The sequence below is a fragment of the Pseudooceanicola nitratireducens genome, assembly GCF_900109195.1.
Classification (GTDB): Bacteria; Pseudomonadota; Alphaproteobacteria; order Rhodobacterales; family Rhodobacteraceae; genus Pseudooceanicola; species Pseudooceanicola nitratireducens.
Window position 1 is genome coordinate 631,149 of sequence record NZ_FNZG01000002.1, and the last position, 19,285, is coordinate 650,433.

Sequence of the window (19,285 nt, forward strand, 5' to 3'; positions counted from 1 at the left end):
CTAGCCGCAGCCGCTAAGGATCAGCTGGACCGGATCGCCCGGAACAGGGCCGAGGCCAGCCAGCCCGCAAGTATGGCAATCGTCAGCGACAGCAGGCCATAGATGAACGGCTGCTGGCGCGACATCATGTAAAGCCAACGTTCCAACCCCACCTTGGTCACGTCGATCACCGTGTCAAAGCGCGACACCACGTGGCCTTCGCGCAGCAGGAAGACGCGGGTGTCATAGCTGCCCTCGGTCAGGTTCGACGGCATCGAGATCGAGGTGCGGAACAGGGTCTGCTGGTCCAGCGTCACGCCGCCTTCGAGGCTTTGATAGACGCCCTGGTTTTCCCGGATCCGGATCAGCGCGCGGGTGTAATCCGCCGGATCCGCCGTATCCGAGGCCGAGCCGACCGATCGGATCGCGCGCGGGACCGAGATCGAGTGCCGCAGATCCTCGGTCTGGCGCAGGATGTCGGTCAGCGGCGCGGTCGAGGCGACGGTGTAGAAACTGGGGGCGGTCTGGACCTCGACGCTGTCGGTGTTCACCCAGACGCCCAGGCGGCGGTCCTTCTTGTGAACGGTCACCGGGGTCGAGGGGCCGGCCAGGGTCACGATGACGTCCAGCGGCGTGTCGGTGATCGGGCTTTCACGCTTGATCGCGCCGAAGATCAGGATTTCCGATCCGTCGAAATTGGCGGTGATGCGCACCCGGTTCTGGCTGAGGCCCAGCACGACCTCTTCCTGCGCGCGGGCCTTGGTGCCGGGCAGGGCGGTGGTGATCAACATGACAATGGCCAGGAAGGCGCGGATCATGGTCTGCCCTCCGCCAGTTCGTACAGCTCGGACGGTGTCAGGAACAGGTCCAGCGCCAGTTTCCCGCAGACGGCCAGCACCAGAAGGGCCAGCAGGATGCGCAGCTGTTCCGCCTTCAGTCGCGCGCCCAGGCTGGTGCCGAACTGCGCGCCGACCACGCCGCCCAGCAGCAGTGTCAGCGCCAGCAGCAGGTCGACGGTCTGGTTGGTGACGGCATGCAGCATCGTGGTGAAGGCGGTGACAAAGATGATCTGGAACAGCGAGGTGCCGATCACGACCTTGGTGGGCATGTTCAGCAGATAGATCATCGCCGGCACCATGATGAATCCGCCGCCGACGCCCATGATCGCGGCAAGGATGCCCACGGACATACCGACCAGGATCGGCGGAATGACCGAGATATAGAGCCCCGAGGTCCGGAAGCGCATCTTGAAGGGCAGGGTGTAGATCCAGGTGCGCTGGCGGCGCGCCTTGCGGGGGGGCAGGGCACCGCCCAGCTTGCGGGCGCGGCGCAGGGCGCGCAGGCTTTCCACCAGCATCAGCGCGCCGACCGTGCCCAGGAAGACGACGTAGCACAGGTTCACCAGCAGATCGACCTGACCGAGGCTGCGGAGATAGTTGAAGATCACGATGCCGATGGCCGATCCGATCAACCCGCCCACAAGCAGCACGGATCCCATCCGCAGATCGACTGTCTTTCGTTTCAGATGCGCCAGCACGGCCGAGACCGACGAGGCGACGATCTGGTTGGCCGAGGTGGCCACGGCGACAGCCGGGGGAATGCCCACGAAGAACAGCAGCGGCGTGATCAGGAAGCCTCCGCCCACGCCGAACATGCCGGACAGGACGCCGACAAGCCCGCCCAGCCCGAAAAGCAGGAACATGTTCACCGAGACTTCGGCTATCGGCAGGTAGACTTGCATGATCCTACCTAAACCGCCGCGCTGCAGTGCCGCAAGGGTGTTTGCGGGCCTTCTCTCAGCGTTCCTTGACGTAGGGTTCGCCACCGGCCCGCGGCGGGATCGCCTTGCCGACGAAACCAGCCAGGATGATCACCGTCAGGATATAGGGCAGCGCGTCCAGCAGCTGCACCTGCACCTTGATGCCGATGGTCGCCTGGATCAGGTCGGGCCGCAGGGCCACGGCCTGAAGGAAGCCGAACAGAAGCGTGGACATCAGCGCGTACCAGGGCCGCCACTTGGCAAAGATCAGTGCGGCAAGGGCGATATACCCCCGGCCTGCGGACATGTCCTTGACGAAGCCCGCCTGCAGCGCGGTGGCCAGATAGGCCCCGGCGATGCCACACAGAACGCCGCAGATCAGCACCGCCGCATAGCGCAGCCCCACGACCGAGACACCGGCGGTGTCGACGGCGGCGGGGTTTTCGCCCACGGCCCGCAGGCGCAGGCCAAAGCGGGTGCGATAGAGGATCCACCAGGTCAGCGGCACGGTCAGGAAGCCCAGGTAGACCAGGATCGTGTGACCCGAGATCAGTTCGTAATAGATCGGGCCCAGCACCGGCACGCCCTGAAGACTTTCGGCAAAGGGAAGGGTGACCGGATTGAACCGTGCGGCGCCGGACAGGGACGGCGTGCGTCCGCCCTGGGCGAACCAGTCCTGAGCGATCAGGACGGTCATGCCCGCAGCGAGAAAGTTGATCGCCACCCCGGAAATCAGCTGGTTGCCCCGAAAGGTGATCGAGGCCACGCCATGCAGCACCGACAGCACCAGCGACGCGGCAATGCCCGCCAGAAGGCCCAGCCAGACGGACCCGGTGGTATAGGCAATCGCGGCCGAAAAGAAGGCAGCAATCAGCATCTTGCCCTCAAGCCCGATGTCGAAGATCCCGGCACGTTCGGAAAACAGGCCGGCAAGACAGGCCAGCAGCAGCGGGATCGCCAGCCGGACGGTCGAATCGAGAACCTGAAGGATGGTCATGAAATCCATGGGTCAGCTCCGGCTCGTGGCGAGTTTGAAGGCGAAGAAGGTGAACAGCAGGCCAAGCGTCGCCTCGACGCCGCGGCGGGCCTTCTGATAGGCGCGGCGCACCGGCCCCGAGGACAGGGCGATGGCATAGAACCCGTGCCCGGTCAGCGAAATGGCAAAGGCTCCGGCCAGGAACAGCGCGGTGATCTGCGCGGGGGCCCCGGTGGTGGCGCCCACGGCGCCGATGGCCAGCCAGAAGACGATCGCCTTGGGGTTGGTGACCTGCAGCAGGTAACCGGTCAGGAAGGCGCGGCCAAAGGACAGGGGCGGCATCTGGGCGGGTTCGACGCGGGGCGGGTTCAGCGCCTTGCGGAAGGCCCCATAGGCCAGCCAGAGCAGATAGGCCGACCCGATCAGCCGCAGCAGGGTGATCGCCCAGGCCGCCTGTTGCAGCAGAAGGCCCATGCCCATCAGGGTGATCAGCGCGATGGTCGACGACCCGGCTGCAATGCCAAGCGACGCGATCAGCGCCGCGCCGCGTCCGCGCGACAGACCCAGGCCCAGCAGCATCGCTACGGCGGGGCCGGGCGACATCACTGCGACCAGCAGGATAGAGTAGGAGGCGATGAAGCCCGGAAGGTAGTCGGCCATGGGATCAGCCCTCCTTCCGGCGCAGGGCCAGGAACAGGCGTTCCAGCGGCATGCGCACCATGTTGTCCAGCGCGCCCGTGAACAGGATCACCAGCGCCTGGATCACCACGATCAATTCGCGCGGGATATTCGTCCAAAGCGCCAGCTCCGCCCCGCCCTGGTAGAGAAACCCAAAGAGGATCGCGGCCAGCAGCACGCCGAAGGGGTGATTGCGGCCCATCAGGGCCACCGCGATGCCGATAAAGCCCGCGCCTTCGGTCATGTTCAGGATCAGGCGCTCGGCCTCGCCCTGCGTGGTGTTGACGGCCATCAGCCCCGCAAGGCCGCCCGAGATCAGCATCGAGACGATGATGATCTTGGTGCCGCTGATCCCGGCGTATTTCGCGCCGGTCTGGGACCAGCCGTAGGCGCGGATCTCGTAGCCCAGGCGCGACCGCCAGATCAGCAGCCAGACGAAAAGACAGGCCAGAAGCGCCAGGAAGAAGCTGACGTTCGCAGGCGCACCGCGGAACAGCGGGTTGCCTTCGCTGGCGAACATGTCCTGGAAGGTGGGCAGGGCGAAGGCCGGGTCGAACTTGGCCGAGGCGGGCTCCATCGAGCCCTTGGGCTTGAGCACGCCGATCAGCAGGTAGTTCAGCAGGGCGGCGGCGATGAAGTTGAACATGATCGTGGTGATCACGATGTGGCTGCCGCGTTTCGCCTGCAGATAGGCCGGGATCAGCGCCCAGAGCGCACCGAAGGCCGCAGCCCCCAGGGTCGAGCCGAGCATGGCCAGCGACCAGTGCGGCCAGGGCACGTAAAGGCACATCAGGGCAACGCCAAGCCCGCCCAGCATCGCCTGGCCTTCGCCGCCGATGTTGAACATGCGCGCATGGAAGGCGACCGCCACGGCAAGGCCGGTGAAGATGAAGTTGGTCGCGTAATACAGCGTGTAGCCCCAGCCCGAGGACCGCATCAGCGCGCCGTCGACCATCAGGTTGAAAGCCTCGACCGGGCTTTCGCCGATGGCAAGGATCACCAGCGCCGACAGGATCGCGGCCAGCAGAAGGGAAATCAGGGGGATCAGGACCACATCGGCCCAGGCGGGCATCTTATCCATGCTTGGGGGCCTCTCCGTGTTCCACTGCCTCGAGGTTTTCTTCGACCGCTTTCCAGTCGGGCTTGTCCGGTTCGCCGGCGATCCCGGCCATCAGCAGGCCCAGTTCGCGTTCGTCGGTCTGGGCGGGGTCGCGTTCGCCCATGATCTGGCCGTCGAACATCACCGCGATCCGATCCGAGAGCGACATGATTTCATCCAGCTCGACCGAGACCAGCAGGATCGCCTTGCCCTCGTCGCGCAGGCGGATGATTTCCTGGTGGATGAATTCGATCGCGCCGATGTCGACGCCGCGGGTCGGCTGGCCGACCAGAAGCAGGTCGGGGTTCTTTTCGATCTCGCGCGCGAGGACGATCTTCTGCTGGTTCCCGCCCGAGAAGTTCTTGGCCTTGAGGCTGGGGATCGGCGGGCGGACGTCGAAGCGCTCCATCTTGGCACCGGCCTCTTCGATGATGGCGGCGTTCTTCAGCAGCGGCCCGGCGGACCATTCGGCATCGCGGTGATAGCCGAAGATCGTGTTTTCCCAGGCGGTGTAATCCAGGATCAGCCCTTCGTCGTGGCGGTCTTCGGGCACGTGGCCAATGCCGCGCGCGCGGCGCGACTGACCGTCAGAGAACTTGCCGGTCAGGTCGATCTCTTCGCCGTTCATGGTGATGGTGCCGGTCCCGGACTGCATGCCGCCCAGCACCTCCATCAGCTCGGACTGGCCGTTGCCGGCCACGCCCGCGATGCCATAGATCTCGCCTGCGCGGATGTCGAAGCTGACGCCCTTGACCCGTTCGACCCCGGCGCTGTCGGTGACGCGCAGGTCCTTGACCGACAGGACGACCTGTTTTGGTTCGGCCGGCTGCTTGTCGACGCGCAGCAGGACCTTGCGGCCCACCATCAGCTCGGCCAGCTCTTCCGTGCTGGTCTCGCTTGTCTTGACGGTCGCGGTCATCTCACCGCGGCGCATGACCGACACGGTGTCGGTATATTCCATGATTTCCCGCAGCTTGTGGGTGATCAGGATGATCGTCTTGCCCTCTTTCCTCAGGTTGTCGAGGATGCGGAACAGATGGTCGGCCTCGGCCGGGGTCAGAACGCCCGTGGGCTCGTCCAGGATCAGGATGTCGGCCTGGCGGTACAGCGCCTTGAGGATCTCGACCCGCTGCTGGTGCCCGACGCTGAGGTTTTCGATCAGCGCATCGGGATCGACCGACAGTTCATATTCGTCTGCAAGCTGTTTCAGCGACTTGCGCGCCTTCGAGATCGAGGGCGTCAGCAGGGCGCCGTCTTCGGCCCCCAGGATCACGTTCTCGACCACGGTGAAATTCTCTACCAGCTTGAAGTGCTGGAAGACCATGCCGATGCCCGCCGCGATGGCGGCCTGGCTGTCGGGGATCTCGGTCTTGGTGCCGTTGATGAAGATCTCTCCCCGGTCGGCCTTGTAGAAGCCGTAGAGGATCGACATCAGCGTCGACTTGCCCGCGCCGTTTTCGCCGATGATGCCGTGGATCGTGCCCGGCATGACGCGGATGGAGATGTCCTTGTTGGCCTGAACGGGGCCGAAGGCCTTGGAGATGCCTTTGAGTTCGATCGCAGGGGCGGTCATTCACTTGGGCCTATTCGCTGACGGCAGGAGCGCGGCCAGGGGTGCCGCCGGGGAGCGAGGGGTCGCTCCGGGACCTGTCTTTTCATGAGGTCGTTTCAGCCGTCAACCCGGCCGGAACGGAAAGGGGGCCGCACGGATGCGCGGCCCCGAAGTGGTTTTGCGGATCAGAAGTCCAGCGCGGGGCAGGTGTCGTCCGACGAATAGTCGTGCACGGCCAGCTCGCCCGAGGCGATCTTCATCTTGGCGTCTTCCACGGCCGCCTTCATCTCGTCCGAGACGAGCGAGGCGTTGTTTTCGTCCAGCGCAAAGCCGACGCCGTCTTCGGCCAGGCCCAGAACCTCGACGCCGCCTTCAAGGTCGGCACCGGTTTTCATGGATTCGTAGACCGCGTTGTCGACGCGCTTGAGCATGGAGGTCAGAACCTTGCCCGGGTGCAGGTGGTTCTGGTTGCTGTCCACGCCGATCGACAGGATGTCTTCATCGGCTGCGGTCTGCAGAACACCCAGGCCGGTGCCGCCAGCGGCAGCATAGATCACGTCGGCGCCCTGGCCGATCTGTGCCTTGGCCAGTTCAGAGCCCTTCACCGGGTCGTTCCAGGCGGCGGGGGTGGTGCCGGTCATGTTCGAGATGACGGTGGCGTCGGCGTTCACGGCCTTCACGCCCTGGGCATAGCCGCAGGCGAACTTGCGGATCAGCGGGATGTCCATGCCGCCGACAAAGCCGACGGTGCCGGATTTGGACGCCATCGCGGCCATCATGCCGACCAGGTACGACCCTTCATGTTCCGAGAACAGGATGGATTTCACGTTGGGATGTTCCGCCGGGTCGACGAACCCGTCGATGGTCACGAACTTGGTGTCCGGATAGTCGGCAGCGACGGCCGCGATCGGGGTCGAGAACGAGAAGCCGGTGGTCACGACGGGGTTGAAGCCCGCTTCGGCGAAACGGCGCAGGGCCTGTTCACGCTGCGCTTCGGACTGCATTTCGATGTCCTTGTAGGTGCCGCCGGTTTCTTCTTTCCAGCGCTCTGCACCGCCAAAGGCAGCTTCGTTGAAGGATTTGTCGAACTTGCCGCCCAGATCGTAGATCAGGGCCGGATCGGCCAGGGCTGCGCCTGCGCTCAGAGCGAGCGTCGCGGCAGCACCAAGGAATTTGGTCATAAGGGTCATTGTCTTCTCCCGGTTGGCAGAGGGCGGTTATGTCCGCCCCGCAGACAGATCGTCGTTGATCATGTGGGATTAAGGCCGTGGCCCCGCCGGCGGTCAAGGGTGAATCCTGCCTTAACGCAGGGCAAACGCTGAATATTGCGCCACGTCAGGGCAGGGATTTGCCCATGATTTGAGCGTCTTCCCGGCTGCCATCCGGAGCACGGTAGTAGCCGCGCCGCAGCCCCGTCCCCTGCCAGCCGCAGGCGGTGTAAAGCGCGATCGCCGCGGCGTTCCCGGCGGCTACCTCGAGAAAGGCGGTGTCGGCCCCCATGGCCTTGGCCTGCAGGTCGAAACCCGCCAGGCAGCGGCGGGCCAGGCCCCTGCGACGCTGGTCGGGGTCGGTGGCGATGGTCAGCAGCTCGGCCTCTCCGGCGACGACGCGGCCCAGGGCAAAGGCGGGGCTGTCGGGACCGTCGCTGACCAGGAAGACATGCGGCGACAGCAGGAGGGCGTTGAATTCATCCGCGCTCCAGGGGCGGGGCATGGTGAAACAGCGGGTGTGCAGGGCGGCGAGTTTCTGCGGATCTGGCGCCTGGGGATCTGGTGCCTGCTGATCGGGATCCGTCATGCGACGATCTGGGGCGGGGCGTCGCGGGGCGGGGCGGCATCGGCGGGCCGCAGATAAAGCGGCGCGGGCGACGGGGCCGTGGACGCGTCGGTGCGGGCGGCGATTCGGGCGATGGCCTCGGCCAGGGGGGCGCGGGGCGCGGTGGCGGTGCCGGTCATGCGCGGCGCGATGTCCTCGGCCCCCGCGCCGACCCAGGTCAGCCCGGCGGGCAGGGACAGATCGGCGATGTCCTCCAGCTGGATCAGCTGCGGGTCTTCGCTGCCCTGCGCGGTCATGTGTTGAACATAGGCGCGGTTCTGCGGCGCGGGGACCAGCGCGACGCTGTCACCGGGCAGGTCCCAGGTCAGCGCCTGGAAGGTCGACACACCGATCGCAGGCACATTCAGCGATAGCGCCAGCCCACGCGCAGCCGAGACAGCGATGCGGATGCCGGTGAAATTGCCCGGCCCGATGCCGACACCGATGCGGGTCAAGTCAGACCAGGCGGTGCCACCCTCGGCCAGGATGTCTTCCAGCAGGGGGAACAGCCGTTCGGCCTGGCCCTTCTTCATCTCTTCGACGCGGGCGGCGATCACCCGGTCGCCCGACAGCAAAGCGGCCGCGCAATGCGCGGCCGATGTGTCGAAGGCAAGGATGATGGGGTCAGACCGCAACGGGCCGGACCTCGGTTACCTCGGGGATGTAGTGGCGCAGCAGGTTCTCGATCCCCATCTTCAGTGTCAGGGTCGAGGACGGGCAGCCCGCGCAGGCCCCCTGCATGTGCAGGTAGACCACGCCGCGATCAAAGCCGTGGAAGGTGATGTCGCCGCCGTCCTGGGCCACGGCCGGACGCACGCGGGTGTCCAGCAGTTCCTTGATCTGGCCGACGATCTCACCGTCTTCGCCGGTGTGTTCGGCATGGCCGGACTGGGGCGCGTCGCCGGCATCCATGACCGGCTGGCCGGACTGGAAGTGTTCCATGATCGCGCCCAGCAGGGCGGGCTTGATGTGGTCCCACTGGACCGCGTCGGCCTTGGTCACGGTGACAAAGTCGGTGCCGAAGAAGACGCCGGTGACGCCGTCCACCGCGAAGATGCGAGAGGCGAGGGGCGATTTGCCGGCCGTCTCGGACGAGGGGAAGTCGGCGGTGCCTGCTTCCAGGACGGTCTGGCCGGGAAGGAACTTCAGCGTCGCCGGGTTCGGCGTGGATTCGGTCTGAATGAACATCTTCGGTTCCTCTTATGACTGCGGCACCGATATGCGCCCTCGGGGGCGGGAAGTCAAGATTTGGAACGATTCTAAATTAGGCCGGGGTCGGGCTTATGTCGGGTGCGGGCCGTAGGAAGGGCCGCCTCAGGTGATCGCCTCGAGCTGCTCTTTGGACAGATCGCCGGGAACGATGGTGATCGGCACCGGCAGCGACCCCGAGGCGCGCGCCAGCTGGCTGACCAGGGGGCCGGGGCCGGATTTCTCGGTGCCGGCACCCAGGACCAGAACACCGATTTCCGGGTCGGTCTTGATCTGCGCCAGGATCTGCGCCACGGCCTCGCCTTCGCGGATGACCAGTTCGGGGTCGATGCCCTGGCGGTCGCGCATCCATTTCGCGAAGACCTCGTAATGCACCTCGATGCGTTCGCGGGCCTCGTCGCGCATGATGTCGCCGACGCCGATCCAGTGCTGGAATTCCTCGGGCGGGATGATCGACAGGATCGCCACGCCGCCCCCGGTGCGCGCCGCGCGCATGGCGGCGAACCGCATCGCGTTCAGACATTCGCGGCTGTCATCCAGAATGACCAAGAATTTACGCATGTTGCTCTCCCTCGGGGGGACTATGCCGGAAGCGGGGGGCAGAATCCATCGGGTATCCATCGCCGTTTGCGGGGCGGGGAATTCACGGCCATCGCGACAGAACAGTTGACCGCAAGCGCCCGGGGCCTTACCGCATCGCCTGCACGGAAAGCCGGATGGCCGCGGGTGCCCGACCTGGTCGGGGATCCGAGGAAAGTCCGGACTCCACAGGGCAACGGTGCCGGGTAACGCCCGGCGGGGGTAACCCCAGGGACAGCGCCACAGAGAACAGACCGCCATGGTCCGCCATGGTCAGGGTGAAACGGTGCGGTAAGAGCGCACCGCGGGACGGGCAACCGGACCGGCAGGGCAAGCCCCACTGGGAGCAATGCCGAATAGGAACCTCGCGCGGGCAACCGCAGGGCCGCCCTGGCCCGGAGGTTCGGGTTGGCAGCTAGAGGCGCGCGGGCAACCGCGCGTTCAGATGAATGGTCATCGAACCGGCGCAAGCCGGGGAACAGAATCCGGCTTACAGGCTTTCCGTGCATATTTCCTTACTTCCGTCCCGGGGCGCGGGCGTTGAACCGGCCCGGGATCGGCGGCGGTTTGCCCAATCGGGGGACATGTGCGCCAGCAAAGGCTGACTGTGCGCGGCTTTCTCTGGTGCGCGGGGGCGGCGCGCCCTAGCTGTCATGCCAAAGGAGATATGCCATGGAAATCGGGCTTTACACATTCGGCGACGTCGGTCGCCTGCCGGGATCGGGCAAGCAGGTCGGCTGGCACGAACGGCTGGGCAACCTGATGGAGGAAATCGAGCTGGCCGATCAGGTCGGGCTGGATGTCTTCGGCCTGGGCGAACACCACCGGCCGAATTACGCGATCTCGTCGCCGGCGGTGGCGCTGGCGGGGGCGGCGCGGACGACGTCGTCGATCAAGCTCAGCTCGGCCGTGACGGTGCTGAGTTCAGACGATCCGATCCGGGTCTACCAGGACTTCGCGACGCTGGACAATATCACCGACGGCCGGGCCGAGCTGATGGTCGGGCGCGGCAGCTTCATCGAGAGCTTCCCGCTGTTCGGTTATGAGCTGGACGACTACAACACGCTGTTCGAGGAAAAGCTGGCCATGCTGCTGGCCATCGACGCCGAGGAGAAGCTGCGCTGGCCCGGTGGTCAGCACACGCCGCAGGTGCCGGGGCTGGGTGTCTATCCGCGCCCCGTCGGCGACATGCCGATCTGGATCGCCGTGGGCGGAACGCCGGACAGCGCGATTCGTGCCGGGGCGCTTGGGATGCCGCTGGCCCTTGCGGTGATCGGCGGACGGCCGCGCCAGTTCAAGGGGCTGACCGACCTTTACCGCCGCGCCGCCGAGCAATCGGGCGAGGGTGCGAAGGCGCGGGTGTCGCTGAACGTGCACGGGTTCGTGGGCGAAGACAGCCAGGCGGCTGCGGATCTGTTCTTTCCGGCGCAGAAGGCGGTCATGGACCAGATCGGGCGCGAACGCGGCTGGGCCCCGCAGACCCGCGCGCAATACGACGCCAGCATCACCCCCGAGGGAGCGATGTTCGTCGGCAGCCCGGCGCAGATCACCGACAAGATCCTGAGCCTGCGGGAAGATCTGGGTTTTGACCGGGTCTCGATCCAGATGGCGATCGGCATGATCGACCACAAGGAGATGCTGAAGGCGATCGAGGTTCTGGGCACCAAGGTCGCGCCGGAGCTGCGCAAGGCCGGCTGAGGCGCATCTTTGTGCCGCGCATGCGAATTGCGCGCGGAGCGCGCGCAAGGGGGCGCTGCCCCCTTCGCGTCTTTCAAGGAAAGCCGCTGACCCCCGGGATATTTCCGAAAACCAAAGAGAGAGACGTCTTTTGTTTGCTCTGAGGTGTTGACTCGGAGGTATTCATGGGTAAAAGGCGGGCTTCATGAGATTTCGCGGATGCGCAAGCATCTGCCGTAGGAGAAGTAAAATGGCGAAGCCGACGACCATCAAGATCCGTCTGAACTCGACCGCGGGCACGGGCCATTTCTACGTGACCAAGAAAAACGCGCGCACCATGACCGAAAAGATGGTCGTACGAAAGTACGACCCCGTGGTGCGGAAGCATGTCGAGTACAAGGAAGGCAAGATCAAGTAAGATCGAGACCCTCTGAAAGACATGAAAGCCGCGCCGCACCAGCGCGGCTTTCATCATTTTGGGACCCGCGCGAAGCTTTCCTGAGAAGCGAGCCAAAGGAGGTCCCCATGACCACGCTTCAAACATCCCAACCGCACTCCTGTCTTCTGGCCGATCTGACCAAGAAGGCCACCGTCCGCGTCGCGATGCCCGCGGATACCGATGCGGTCGCGCGGGTGCTGGCGCGGTCCTATCGGGCGCTTCTGGCCAAGGATTATGAGCCCGAGCTGTTGCGACAGGTTCTGCCGCTGATTTCCCAGGCCAATCCGAGATTGCTGAGCTGCGGCACCTATTTCGTTGTCGAAGAGGAGGACCGCATCCTGGCCTGCGGCGGCTGGACCGACGTGTCGCCCCACGGGGCCCCCGGCCGGCTGGGCGTGGGGCATGTGCGCCATGTGGCGGTGGATCCGGGCGTGGCCCGGCAGGGTTATGGCGCGCTTCTGATGGAGCGGGTGCTGGCCTCGGCCCGGGCGACGCAGGTCTGGGATCTGCGTTGTCAGTCGACGCTGACCGGCGCGCCTTTCTACGGCGCGCTTGGCTTTGAAAGCCTGGGCCGGATCGAGGTGCGGATGCCCACGGGCGTGCTGTTCCCCGCAGTGCAGATGCGCCGGGTCGAGCCCGCGCAGGAGCCTGAGGACCTGTAAGGGGTCATGTGAACAAAGAAGGGGGCCGGCGGGCCCCCTTCGTTTGTCTTGGATATGGTCCGGTCATATTGCCGGGTCAGCCGACCGTGGCTCCGTCTTCGCGCCAGACGGCGATGATCGCCGAGCGCGGCTTGCCCGCGCCGTCGGGCCAGGATCCGCCGGGGTGCTGGATGCCGACAAAGGCCGTCTTGCGATCCAGCGACCAGCACAGGCCCGTCACCTCGGCCCCGTTCGGGGCGGTCAGGAAGCGGGCGATTTCGCCGGTTTCCGGGTTGCCGACCAGCATCTGGTTGTTGCCCTGACCGGCAAATTCCCCTTCGTTGCTGTCGTCGCCGTCAGTCTGGATCCAGAGCATGCCCTTGCTGTCGAAGGCCATGCCATCGGGCGAGTTGAACATGTTGCCCTCGGTGACATTTGAGGATCCGGCATAGGCGTTGTCGTAGACCGTCGGGTTGCCGGCCATGACGTAAAGATCCCAGGCGAAATCATCCGACCCGTGGTCGTCGCCCGAGGGCATCCAGCGCACGATCTGGCCATAATTGTTGGTCTCGCGCGGGTTGGGGCCGTTGACGGCGGTGTCGTCGCCACCGGCGTTCGGCTTCACGCCACGGTTCTTGTTGTTGGTCAGCGCGCAGTAGACTTCGGCGTTCAGCGGGTTGGCGGCGATCCATTCCGGGCGGTCCATGGTGGTGGCCCCGACCTTGGATCCAGCCATTCGGGCGAAGACGAGGACCTCGGCCGCGGACATGCCGGTGGTCTCGGGCGTCAGGGGCAGCCATTCGCCGGTCTGATCGTCGTTGAACCGCGCGACGTAAAGCGTGCCGTCGGACAACAGCCCGTCGGTCGGCTGGCCCTCGGCCCAGGTGCCGTTGGAGACATAGCGATAGATGAACTCACCGCGTTCATCGTCGCCCATGTAGACCACGATGCGGCCGTCGGCGGCCTGCACCATTTCCGCGTTCTCGTGCTTGAAGCGGCCCAGGGCGGTGTGTTTGACCGGCGCGCTGGTCGGGTCGGCGGGGTCGATTTCCGTGACCCAGCCGTGGCGGTGCGGTTCGTTCGGTTCCTTCGAGATGTCGAAGCGCGCGTCGTAGACCTCGTAGGCGTAGCGGGAGGAGCCGCCGATGCCATAGCGTTTCTCGCCTGCGTTCGGTTCCTTCTCGGCGGTGGTGCCGAAGTAGCCGTTGAAGTTTTCCTCGCAGGTCAGGTAGGTGCCCCAGAGCGTCTTGCCGGAACCGCAGTTGTTCATCGTGCCCTTGGGGGCCATGCCGGTGGCATCGGCATTGGTCTTGACCAAATCGGACCCGGCGGCGGGGCCGTCCATGGTCATCTGGGTTTCATGGGTGATGCGGCGGTTCAGCGGGCTGTCCTTGACGACCGAAACGCCATCCTGGGTGCCCGAGACTTCCATGACGGTGACGCCCTGGATGTTCTTCAGCATCATGACTTCGTCGGCATTGGCGGGCGTGCCGGCCGAGGCGGCGGGCAGATTGATCTTGGGGTTGGCGTATTCCGAGTTCACGACGATGACCTGGCGGCCGTCGACCTCGAACGTCTCCATCCCGTCGGTGTTTTCGCCAAAGACCTTGTCGGACATGGCGATCGAGAGGCCGGGTTCGTCGTTATAGGCACCGTCGGCCTCGGCAAACAGCGGGTCGCCGTAGCGGACCAGGGTTTTCCACTGGTAGCCTGCGGGCACGTGGATTTCGTAATCGGTGGCGATGCCGATCGGGGCGAAGTCGAAGGCGGCAGCCTGGGCGCGGGCCGAGGTGGCGGACCCCAGAACGCCCGAGCCGAAGACCGCAGCGCCGGACCCGAAGGCCAGCACGCCGCCCAGGAAGCCACGGCGGCCGATGGCGCGTTCGACGACGGCGTCAAAGCCGTTGGCATCGGCGCGCGGGTCGCGCATCTCGTCGAAGTCGTCCCAGGAAAGATCAGAGGTGTCGTGCTTGCTCATCAGGCTGGCCCTTTGGTTGGTGTGTCGCGTGCACGGGTAGTGCCGGATTGTAACGGCTTGATCCCGGGCAGGTCACGGCTTTGCGACAGGGCGCGGAAAGCTGGGGATAAGTGGGGCAGGGGCAGGGGGCGAGGAAACGTGTGGCGCAAAGAAAAAGGGCCGGTCGCGGTGACCGGCCCTTTGGCATTCATGTGTCGCGGAGTGCCCGCGCCAGGTTATTCGCGGTTCCCCAGCAGCTGCAGCAGGAACATGAACATGTTGATGAAGTCGAGGTAGAGGTTCAGCGCGCCCATGATGGCGGCTTTGCCCAGCCACTCGCTGTCACCGGAGTGCGCGTGCTGCAGGTAGGTGTTCTTGATGTTCTGGGTGTCGTAGGCGGTCAGGCCCGCGAAGATCAGAACGCCGATGATCGTGATCGCGAAATGCAGCGCCGAAGAGGCGATGAAGATGTTGATGATCGATGCGACGATCAGGCCGATCACGCCCATGATCAGGAAGGTGCCCATGCCGGACAGGTCCTTCTTCGTCACGTAGCCGTAAAGCGACAGACCAGCAAAGGCGATGGCGGTCACCAGGAAGACCTGCGCGATCGAGAAGCCGGTGAAGGCCTGGAAGATCCAGGCCATCGACAGGCCCATGACGGCGGCGAAAGCGTAGAAGAACAGCTGTGCGCCGGCGGCGGACAGGCGGTTGATCATCGCGCCGAAGGCAAAGACCATGATCAGCGGGGCGAACATGACGATCCAGCCCAGGATGTTGGGGCTGAGGGTCACGGGATCGCGGAAGACCGACAGAAGCGCGGGCGAGGTGCCGACGGCCCAGGCCACGAGGAAGGTCAGAACCATGCCCACGGACATCGTGCCGTAGACCTTGTTCATGTGGGCGCGCAGACCTGCGTCAATGGCCGCAGAGCGTGTGCCTGCCGCAGCGCGCATAGTGTTGTATTCAGCCATTCAAGCCTCCGATACTGAAACTCATGTTCCGGATGGAACTTTTCCATCTCAATATCGGAGAGCCGGGGGCCGTTTTCAAGGTTGGGGAAGGGCCTTGAGCGAAGATTTTCACTTCAGCCAGTTGCAGGGCACGTCCCAGACCGGGCGGGTTGCTTCACGCTTTGCCTGGGTCGCGTCGATCCCGATATCTTCCAGCGCGCGGGCGTCCAGATCGGCCAGCGCCTGACGCGAACGGGACAGCGCCAGCAGGGAGAGGGTCGTGCCGATCAGGGAAAAGGACCGGGAGAGACCGAGGGAAGCGGAGCGGGAGAGCGAAGCCATGGGGGCAACCTTTCTATTCGTGATGATTTCGAGCGTTTGCATAATTCATGTTGATGTATATGGTTGAGTGTGATCATTATTGGAAATGAATGTTTCTGACTTGTTTCATCACGGAGATTGATGGATGCGAAATCTCGACATGACCGCCCTGCGCAGTTTCGTGGCCGTGGCCGACCATGGTGGCGTCACCCGGGCTGCGGGCGTGTTGAACTTCACCCAGTCCGCTGTCTCGATGCAGCTGAAAAGGCTTGAGGAAATGCTGGGGCTGTCGCTGCTGGACCGGACCACGCGGAAGATCGCGCTGACGGCCGAGGGCGAGCAGCTTCTGGGCTATGCGCGGCGGATCATCGACCTGAATGACGAAGCCATGTCGCGCATGACCAGCGACGTTTTCGAAGGCGAGATCGTCATCGGCGTGCCGCATGACATCGTCTATCCGGTGATTCCCAAGGTGCTGAAGCGGTTCAACGCGGAATTCCCGCGGATGAAGGTGCAGCTGATCTCGGGCTATACCTCGAAGCTGAAGACGGATTTCTCGAAGGGGTTGGTGGACCTGATCCTGACGACCGAAACCGCGCCCGGCGGCGATGTCGAGGTTCTGGACGAACGTCAGCTGTGCTGGATCTGCGCCCCCGGTGGCACCGCCTGGCGGCAGCGGCCGCTGCGCTATGCTTCGGCGCGGACCTGCCTGTTCCGGGTCGAGGCACTGCGCGCTCTGGAAACGGCCGGAATTGACTGGGAAAGCGCGGTCGAGACGGACCAGGACCGCACGGTCGAGGCGACGATTTCCGCCGATTTGGCTATCGGGGCCATGCTGGAAGGCACGGTGCCGACGCAGCTGGATACCGTGACCCACAACGGGGAATTGCCGGATCTGGGCGTGCTGCAGATCTGCATGTATTCGCAGGATCGCGGGTTCATGCAGGTGATCGAACGTCTGAAGACCCTGTTGCGTGCCGGGTTCAGCGGCAACGATTCGCTGCCCCTGCAGGGTGATCGAGAGCTGAAGGTGGTCGCCTCCTGACCGGTGGCGACCCGTTTCGGGAGGGGTCCTTCCGTTCTGCGCCTTCGCACAGGTCGGCGCCTTAGATGTTGATGATCACCTTCCCGGTCGATGCGCGGGATCGCAGCAGGTCCAATCCCTCGGCGGCCTGATCCAATGGCAGGCGATGGCTGATATGGGGCTGAATGCGCCCCTTGGCGGCCCAGTCGAATAGAACTGCCAGGCTATCGGTCACGATCTTCGGGCGGAATTTCAGATAGCCGCCCCAATAGAATCCCAGAACGTCGATATTCTTGACCAGCAGGTGATTGGCGGGGATCTGCGGCACGTCCCCCGAGGCATGGCCGATTGCCAACAGCCGCCCTTCGGGTTTCATGGCGCGGAAGGCGGCGCGGAACGGGTCCCCTCCGACGGCGTCATAGACCACGTCGGCACCGCCCAGGGCCTTCAGTTTTTCGCGCAGCTCCGGGTCGGTGGCGTCCAGCAGGTGATCCGCGCCGGCCTGCTTGGCGACTTGCAGCTTTTCCTCGCCCCGGGCGACCGCGATGACCTGCGCGCCCATGAGATGCCCCAGTTCCACAGCCGTCAGGCCGACGCCCCCGGCTGCGCCCAGCACCACAAGGGTTTCGCCGGGTTGCATCCGCGCCTTGTGATCCAGCGCCACATGCGATGTGCCATAGGCCACCTGCAGCGCCGCGGCGGTGTCGAAATCGATGGCCTCGGGCAGGATCACGACGCGATCCGCGGCAAAGATCCCATAGTCGGCCAGCCCGCCCGAGCCGCCGAATACCGCAACCCGCTGACCGGGTTCAAAACCGGCCACATCGGGCCCCAGGGCATCGATCGTTCCGGCGACCTCCATTCCCAATGTGAAGGGCGGTGTCGGCGTGTCCTGGTATTTTCCCTTTACCATCAACAGATCCGCGAAGTTCAATCCGCAGGAGGCAATGCGGATCCGCACCTGACCGGGGCCGGGAGTGGGGATCTCGCACTCGGTCAGTTCGGGGGGCTGGTCGAGGGCGGTCACTTGAAAGGCGCGCATGTCTATTCCTTGATTGATTCGAACGCTTTTCTGACGGCGGATTGAAATTTGTGCAAATTCTGAGTGGACGAACAATCACTTTAAGAATTAAAGACTGTTGCCAGTTGTAATCTAAAGTATAGGTTTGCCCCAACGTCACTTTCCGCCACTCAGGGCTAATTTACTTGCGCGTAACCCAGATGATGCTAACGTAATGCAGCCCATCAGGGGTTGTCGGGAACGTGTTTGCAACCAGCGGTGGATTTTTAGACTAAACTGTAAGCACTATTTTTGTTTTCCCCATATGGTAGTTCGAGGAGACGCGTGATGACGCACCCAGTTGATGTACATGTCGGAAAAAGGATTCGTCACCGCCGGTGGCTGGTCGGCATGACTCAGCAGCAGCTCGCTGAACGCGTCGGGATCAAGTTCCAGCAGATCCAGAAGTATGAAACCGGGGCCAATCGCGTCAGCGCGTCGCGTCTTTGGGACATCGCCGATGCGCTGGAAGTGCCGGTGAACTTCTTCTTCGAAGGCCTGGACGAGGAAAACCCGCGTCAGGCAACGGGCATCCCCGCCGATATCATGGGCGACAAGGAAGCACTGGATCTGGTGCGGTCTTACTATGCCATCCCCGAGGCGCAGCGCCGCCGCCTGTTCGAACTGGCCCGCGTCCTTAGCGACGTCGCCTGATCCGGGCGATCTGGGCCGATCCGGCTCGATCTGGCCTGACCGCAGCGAACAGACCTTGAATACCAAAGAATCGGGCGCCCTGAGGCGCCTTTTCTATTTGGGCGGCCCGTCCTATAGCGGGATCATGGACCGACAGCAGATCATCGCCACCGCTCATGAAATGGCCGACGCCGCGCGGGCGGCCATTCTTCCCCTGTTCCGGGTCACCGGGCTGGATACCACCAACAAGCTGGAAGGCGGGTTCGATCCGGTCACGGCCGCCGATCACGCCGCCGAACGCGCCATGCGCGAGGTTCTGGCGCGGCGCCGTCCCATGGACGCGATCCTGGGCGAGGAATTCGGCGCGCAAGAGGGCACAAGCGGCCTGACTTGGGTGCTGGACCCGATCGACGGCACTCGCGCCTTCATCTCGGGCACACCGACCTGGGGCGTGCTGATCGCCGTTTCTGACGACACGGGCCCGCTGTTTGGCATCGTCGATCAGCCCTATATCGGGGAAAGGTTCGAGGGCGGCTTTGGCCGGGCCACGCTGACCGGCCCGCATGGCACGATGCCCCTGCGCAGCAGTGCGACGGCCGTGCTGGCCGAGGCGAAGCTGTTCACTACCTTCCCCGAAGTCGGAACCGAGCAGGAGCGCGCAGGCTTCAACGCCGTCGCCGCCCAGGCCAAGCTGACCCGCTATGGCATGGATTGCTACGCCTATGCGCTGGTCGCCATGGGGCAGGCCGATCTGGTGATCGAGGCCGGGCTGAACGCCTATGACATCCAGGGGCCGATGGCGGTGATCGCTGCCGCTGGCGGGATCGTCACCGACTGGACCGGCGGGCCCGCACATCAGGGCGGCCGGGTTCTGGCCGCCGCAAATGCAACGCTGCACGCCGAGGCGCTGGAGCTTCTGAAACCCTTCACCTGA

Annotated in this window: 21 protein-coding genes and 1 other RNA gene; 7 read left to right on the forward strand and 15 right to left on the reverse strand. The window is 64.6% G+C overall.

Annotated elements, in window-relative coordinates; genetic code table 11:
* Positions 1–20 precede the first annotated feature (20 nt).
* From BMX99_RS08975 to BMX99_RS09025, 11 genes are all read right to left on the reverse strand, one after another.
* On the reverse strand, positions 21–797 hold the full coding sequence (locus BMX99_RS08975) for a TIGR02186 family protein (RefSeq protein ID WP_093450295.1): 777 nt from the start codon (positions 795–797) through the stop codon (positions 21–23).
* Complete coding sequence (locus BMX99_RS08980; protein ID WP_093450297.1) at positions 794–1,720, reverse strand: sulfite exporter TauE/SafE family protein; 927 nt, start codon at positions 1,718–1,720, stop codon at positions 794–796. Before BMX99_RS08980 ends, BMX99_RS08975 begins: the two co-directional genes overlap by 4 nt.
* A 55-nt stretch (positions 1,721–1,775) precedes the next feature.
* On the reverse strand, positions 1,776–2,744 hold the full coding sequence (locus tag BMX99_RS08985) for an ABC transporter permease (RefSeq protein WP_093450299.1): 969 nt from the start codon (positions 2,742–2,744) through the stop codon (positions 1,776–1,778).
* A gap of 3 nt (positions 2,745–2,747) precedes the next feature.
* The gene (locus BMX99_RS08990; protein ID WP_093450301.1) at positions 2,748–3,374 is read right to left on the reverse strand and encodes a LysE family translocator; all 627 of its coding nucleotides are present in this window, start codon (positions 3,372–3,374) and stop codon (positions 2,748–2,750) included.
* A 4-nt stretch (positions 3,375–3,378) separates the two neighbouring features.
* Positions 3,379–4,473: an ABC transporter permease gene (locus BMX99_RS08995; RefSeq protein WP_093450303.1), complete on the reverse strand. Its 1,095-nt coding sequence runs from the start codon at positions 4,471–4,473 to the stop codon at positions 3,379–3,381.
* Entirely contained in the window at positions 4,466–6,064 is a 1,599-nt protein-coding gene (locus tag BMX99_RS09000; RefSeq protein ID WP_093450305.1) for an ABC transporter ATP-binding protein, read from the reverse strand. The genes BMX99_RS08995 and BMX99_RS09000 overlap by 8 nt, the downstream gene beginning before the upstream one ends.
* A 164-nt stretch (positions 6,065–6,228) precedes the next feature.
* Positions 6,229–7,233, reverse strand: a complete 1,005-nt coding sequence (locus BMX99_RS09005; protein ID WP_093450307.1) for a BMP family lipoprotein — start codon at positions 7,231–7,233, stop codon at positions 6,229–6,231.
* A gap of 145 nt (positions 7,234–7,378) precedes the next feature.
* Positions 7,379–7,840, reverse strand: coding sequence for a GNAT family N-acetyltransferase (locus tag BMX99_RS09010; RefSeq protein WP_093450309.1), 462 nt, complete (start codon positions 7,838–7,840; stop codon positions 7,379–7,381).
* Positions 7,837–8,493 (reverse strand): tRNA (adenosine(37)-N6)-threonylcarbamoyltransferase complex dimerization subunit type 1 TsaB, encoded by a 657-nt coding sequence (tsaB, locus tag BMX99_RS09015; RefSeq protein WP_093450311.1) that lies wholly within the window; start codon positions 8,491–8,493, stop codon positions 7,837–7,839. Before tsaB ends, BMX99_RS09010 begins: the two co-directional genes overlap by 4 nt.
* Complete coding sequence (locus BMX99_RS09020; RefSeq protein WP_093450313.1) at positions 8,483–9,046, reverse strand: NifU family protein; 564 nt, start codon at positions 9,044–9,046, stop codon at positions 8,483–8,485. The genes tsaB and BMX99_RS09020 overlap by 11 nt, the downstream gene beginning before the upstream one ends.
* A 126-nt stretch (positions 9,047–9,172) precedes the next feature.
* Complete coding sequence (locus tag BMX99_RS09025; protein ID WP_093450315.1) at positions 9,173–9,628, reverse strand: universal stress protein; 456 nt, start codon at positions 9,626–9,628, stop codon at positions 9,173–9,175.
* 143 nt (positions 9,629–9,771) lie between these two features.
* Here BMX99_RS09025 and rnpB point away from each other — a divergent pair.
* The 4 genes from rnpB to BMX99_RS09045 all read left to right on the forward strand — a co-directional run bounded on the left by rnpB (position 9,772) and on the right by BMX99_RS09045 (position 12,424).
* Positions 9,772–10,155: RNase P RNA component class A (gene rnpB / locus BMX99_RS09030), an RNA gene on the forward strand.
* Between the two features lie 163 nt (positions 10,156–10,318).
* On the forward strand, positions 10,319–11,344 hold the full coding sequence (locus BMX99_RS09035) for an LLM class flavin-dependent oxidoreductase (protein WP_093450317.1): 1,026 nt from the start codon (positions 10,319–10,321) through the stop codon (positions 11,342–11,344).
* A 229-nt stretch (positions 11,345–11,573) separates the two neighbouring features.
* On the forward strand, positions 11,574–11,741 hold the full coding sequence (gene rpmG, locus BMX99_RS09040) for a 50S ribosomal protein L33 (protein ID WP_007814563.1): 168 nt from the start codon (positions 11,574–11,576) through the stop codon (positions 11,739–11,741).
* Between the two features lie 107 nt (positions 11,742–11,848).
* Positions 11,849–12,424, forward strand: coding sequence for a GNAT family N-acetyltransferase (locus BMX99_RS09045; protein WP_093450319.1), 576 nt, complete (start codon positions 11,849–11,851; stop codon positions 12,422–12,424).
* Between the two features lie 76 nt (positions 12,425–12,500).
* Here the strand turns inward: BMX99_RS09045 and BMX99_RS09050 are convergent, their stop codons facing one another.
* From BMX99_RS09050 to BMX99_RS09060, 3 genes are all read right to left on the reverse strand, one after another.
* Positions 12,501–14,381, reverse strand: coding sequence for a PhoX family protein (locus BMX99_RS09050; RefSeq protein WP_093450321.1), 1,881 nt, complete (start codon positions 14,379–14,381; stop codon positions 12,501–12,503).
* A 215-nt stretch (positions 14,382–14,596) separates the two neighbouring features.
* Positions 14,597–15,334, reverse strand: coding sequence for a Bax inhibitor-1/YccA family protein (locus BMX99_RS09055; RefSeq protein WP_093450324.1), 738 nt, complete (start codon positions 15,332–15,334; stop codon positions 14,597–14,599).
* Positions 15,335–15,442: 108 nt separating this feature from the next.
* Positions 15,443–15,655 carry a DUF1127 domain-containing protein gene (locus tag BMX99_RS09060; RefSeq protein ID WP_093450327.1) on the reverse strand — a complete coding sequence of 71 codons (213 nt, stop codon included), beginning with the start codon at positions 15,653–15,655 and terminating at the stop codon, positions 15,443–15,445.
* 124 nt (positions 15,656–15,779) lie between these two features.
* Here BMX99_RS09060 and BMX99_RS09065 point away from each other — a divergent pair, with 124 nt between their 5' ends.
* On the forward strand, positions 15,780–16,679 hold the full coding sequence (locus tag BMX99_RS09065; RefSeq protein ID WP_093450329.1) for a LysR family transcriptional regulator: 900 nt from the start codon (positions 15,780–15,782) through the stop codon (positions 16,677–16,679).
* Between the two features lie 61 nt (positions 16,680–16,740).
* Here the strand turns inward: BMX99_RS09065 and BMX99_RS09070 are convergent, their stop codons facing one another.
* On the reverse strand, positions 16,741–17,700 hold the full coding sequence (locus BMX99_RS09070) for an NADPH:quinone oxidoreductase family protein (RefSeq protein WP_093450331.1): 960 nt from the start codon (positions 17,698–17,700) through the stop codon (positions 16,741–16,743).
* 306 nt (positions 17,701–18,006) lie between these two features.
* On the opposite strand from BMX99_RS09070, the gene BMX99_RS09075 reads away from it, so the two are divergent.
* Positions 18,007–18,372 carry a helix-turn-helix domain-containing protein gene (locus BMX99_RS09075; RefSeq protein ID WP_093450333.1) on the forward strand — a complete coding sequence of 122 codons (366 nt, stop codon included), beginning with the start codon at positions 18,007–18,009 and terminating at the stop codon, positions 18,370–18,372.
* Between the two features lie 124 nt (positions 18,373–18,496).
* Positions 18,497–19,285, forward strand: coding sequence for an inositol monophosphatase family protein (locus BMX99_RS09080; protein ID WP_093451278.1), 789 nt, complete (start codon positions 18,497–18,499; stop codon positions 19,283–19,285).

Coding starts and splice junctions, on each gene's coding strand:
- BMX99_RS08980 (WP_093450297.1), bottom strand. CDS start 1,720: ATGCAAGTCTACCTGCCGATAGCCGAAGTCTCGGTGAACATGTTCCTG.
- BMX99_RS09000 (WP_093450305.1), bottom strand. CDS start 6,064: ATGACCGCCCCTGCGATCGAACTCAAAGGCATCTCCAAGGCCTTCGGC.
- BMX99_RS09070 (WP_093450331.1), bottom strand. CDS start 17,700: ATGCGCGCCTTTCAAGTGACCGCCCTCGACCAGCCCCCCGAACTGACC.
- BMX99_RS09050 (WP_093450321.1), bottom strand. CDS start 14,381: ATGAGCAAGCACGACACCTCTGATCTTTCCTGGGACGACTTCGACGAG.
- BMX99_RS09055 (WP_093450324.1), bottom strand. CDS start 15,334: ATGGCTGAATACAACACTATGCGCGCTGCGGCAGGCACACGCTCTGCG.
- BMX99_RS09005 (WP_093450307.1), bottom strand. CDS start 7,233: ATGACCCTTATGACCAAATTCCTTGGTGCTGCCGCGACGCTCGCTCTG.
- BMX99_RS08975 (WP_093450295.1), bottom strand. CDS start 797: ATGATCCGCGCCTTCCTGGCCATTGTCATGTTGATCACCACCGCCCTG.
- BMX99_RS09065 (WP_093450329.1), top strand. CDS start 15,780: ATGCGAAATCTCGACATGACCGCCCTGCGCAGTTTCGTGGCCGTGGCC.
- BMX99_RS09020 (WP_093450313.1), bottom strand. CDS start 9,046: ATGTTCATTCAGACCGAATCCACGCCGAACCCGGCGACGCTGAAGTTC.
- BMX99_RS09045 (WP_093450319.1), top strand. CDS start 11,849: ATGACCACGCTTCAAACATCCCAACCGCACTCCTGTCTTCTGGCCGAT.
- BMX99_RS08995 (WP_093450303.1), bottom strand. CDS start 4,473: ATGGATAAGATGCCCGCCTGGGCCGATGTGGTCCTGATCCCCCTGATT.
- BMX99_RS09035 (WP_093450317.1), top strand. CDS start 10,319: ATGGAAATCGGGCTTTACACATTCGGCGACGTCGGTCGCCTGCCGGGA.
- BMX99_RS09075 (WP_093450333.1), top strand. CDS start 18,007: ATGACGCACCCAGTTGATGTACATGTCGGAAAAAGGATTCGTCACCGC.
- BMX99_RS09080 (WP_093451278.1), top strand. CDS start 18,497: ATGGACCGACAGCAGATCATCGCCACCGCTCATGAAATGGCCGACGCC.
- BMX99_RS09025 (WP_093450315.1), bottom strand. CDS start 9,628: ATGCGTAAATTCTTGGTCATTCTGGATGACAGCCGCGAATGTCTGAAC.
- BMX99_RS08990 (WP_093450301.1), bottom strand. CDS start 3,374: ATGGCCGACTACCTTCCGGGCTTCATCGCCTCCTACTCTATCCTGCTG.
- BMX99_RS08985 (WP_093450299.1), bottom strand. CDS start 2,744: ATGGATTTCATGACCATCCTTCAGGTTCTCGATTCGACCGTCCGGCTG.
- rpmG (WP_007814563.1), top strand. CDS start 11,574: ATGGCGAAGCCGACGACCATCAAGATCCGTCTGAACTCGACCGCGGGC.
- BMX99_RS09010 (WP_093450309.1), bottom strand. CDS start 7,840: ATGACGGATCCCGATCAGCAGGCACCAGATCCCCAGGCGCCAGATCCG.
- BMX99_RS09060 (WP_093450327.1), bottom strand. CDS start 15,655: ATGGCTTCGCTCTCCCGCTCCGCTTCCCTCGGTCTCTCCCGGTCCTTT.